Annotated in this window: 1 protein-coding gene; it reads left to right on the top strand. The window is 71.5% G+C overall.

All coding sequences use genetic code 11. The annotated features are described in order from the left end of the window. The coding region (locus U5775_RS38665) for an amino acid adenylation domain-containing protein (RefSeq protein ID WP_322063393.1) at positions 1-2,375 on the top strand (2,375 nt) is incomplete at both ends.

Below are 2,375 nucleotides of genomic sequence, written 5' to 3'. Positions count from 1 at the left end.
TACGAAGCATGCTGCCGCGGCGCCGAGCCCGCGCTCGCGCCGCTGCCGATCCAGTACGGCGACTACGCGCTGTGGCAGCGCGAATGGCTCGACGAGGCGGCCATCGAGACGCAGCTCGGCTACTGGCGCGCGCGCCTGGGCACCGAGCACCCGGTGCTGGAGCTGCCGCTCGCGCGCAAGCGCACGGGGCTGCGCAGCGCCGAAGGCGGGCGCGTGGACACGCGGCTCACGCCCGCGCTCTCGGCGGCGCTGCGCCGGCTCTCGCAACGTCACGGCGCGACGCTGTTCATGACGCTGCTCGCTGCCTACGACCTGCTGCTCGCGCGCTACAGCGGGCAGAAGGATATCCGCGTGGGCGTGCCGGCGGCGGGGCGCGACCGGCTGGAGACGGAGGGGCTGATCGGCTTCTTCGTGAACACGCTGGTGATCCGCACGGAACTGGCCGGCGTGCACGACTTCGGCGCGCTGCTCGCGCAGGTGCGCGACCGCGTGGTGGAGGCGCAGGCGCACCAGGACCTGCCGTTCGCGCGGCTGGTGGATGCGCTGCAGCCGGCGCGCAGCCTGAGCCACACGCCGCTGTTCCAGGCGATGTTCAACTACGCGGGCGCGGGCCGCGGGGCGGTGACGCTGCCGGGGCTGACGATCCACGGCGTGGCGGGCGAGGCGCAGACGGCGCGCTTTGATCTGGTGCTCAACGTGGCCGATGGGGACTCGATCGCGGTGTCGCTGGGTTATGCGCGCGACGTGCTGGACGAGGCGGTGGTGTCGCGCATGCTCGGCCATTACGTGGAGATTCTGGGGCAGATTGCTGGAGAGGAATCGACGCAAGAGACCCTGCCGCTGGGCGCGATCGCACTGGCTGTGGAAGGCGACTGGCACACGCAGCCGCCGTCGCGGCCGTTCGAGCCGGTGATGCGGCGCATCGCGCAGCAGGCGCAGATGCGTGCGGACGCGGAGGCGGTGCACTGCGAGGGCGAGCGGCTCAGCTATGGCGAACTGGAAGGCTGGGCGAACCGGATCGCGCGTCGGCTGGCATTGCCGGACACGAGCACGGGCACGGCCCTGCGTGACGAACGCATCGGCCTGTGCCTGACGCGCTCGGCGGGCGTGATCGCGGCACTGCTGGGCGTGCTCAAGTCGGGCGCGGCGTTCGTGCCGCTGGACCCGGAGTATCCGGCCGAGCGCCTGGCGATGATGATGGAAGACGCGGGCGTGCGCCGCGTGATCGCGGACGGCGCGACGGCGTCGCGGCTCGCGGGGCTGCTCGCGGGCTGCGAGGTGATCGACATCGCGGACGTGGCTCAGGAGAGCGACGCGCCGTTCGAGGTACAGGTACATCCGGAGCAACTGGCCTACGTGATCTACACGTCGGGCTCGACGGGGCGGCCCAAGGGCGTGGCGATCAGCCATCGCGCGCTGGGCCTGCACCTGGAAGACTTCATCGCGACCTACGGGATCACGTCGTCGGACCGTCAGCTGCAGTCGTCGACGATCAACTTCGACGTGGCGCTGCACGAGATGCTGCCCGCGCTGATGCAGGGCGGCCAGGTGGAGATGCGCGGGCCCCAGCTCTGGGACCTGGAGACGACGAGCCGGCATCTGGCCGAAGGCAAGGTGACGTTCTCGCGGATCCCGACGGCGTACTGGCAGCAGTGGCTACGCGAGCCGCCGTCGCGCGAACGGCTCGCGTCGCTGCGGCAGATCACGGTGGGCGGCGAGGGGCTGCCCGGCGACGCGCTGCGGCAGTGGCGCGAGGGGCCGCTGGCGTCGATCCGGCTGGACAACCTCTACGGCCCGACGGAGACGACGGTGGCGTGCCTGTACCGGCATACGCAGGCCCCGGACGTGGAGCAGGCGATCGTGTCGATCGGGGTGCCATACGCGTCGCGGGTGGCGTACGTGATGGACGACGCGGGCAACGAAGTGCCGGTGGGGGCGCTCGGCGAGCTGTGCATCGGCGGGGCGACGCTGGCGCGCGGGTATCTGGGTCGTCCGGGGCAGACGGCGGAGAAGTTCATCCCCGATCCGTTCCGTGATGACGGCGCGCGGCTGTACCGCACGGGCGACCTGTGCCGGCGTCGCGAAGACGGGACGATCGACTTCCTGGGGCGGATCGACCAGCAGGTGAAGCTGCGCGGTTTCCGCATCGAGCTGGGGGAGATCGAGGCGGCGCTGCGCCAGGTGGAAGGCGTGAGGCAGGCGGCGGCGGAACTCAGGGGCGTGGGCGAAGGCCGGCGTCTGGTGGGGTATGTGTCGGGCGACGGCACGCACGAAATCAGTGTGGCGGCGCTGCGTCGTGGGCTGGAGGGCAGGCTGCCGGGGTACATGGTGCCGTCGGCGTTCGTGGTGCTGGAGCGCCTGCCGGTGATGCCCAA

This window comes from Paraburkholderia sp. J63 (genome assembly GCF_905220245.1).
Taxonomy (GTDB): domain Bacteria; phylum Pseudomonadota; class Gammaproteobacteria; order Burkholderiales; family Burkholderiaceae; genus Paraburkholderia.
This window is presented reverse-complemented; position numbering and strand designations above follow the sequence as displayed.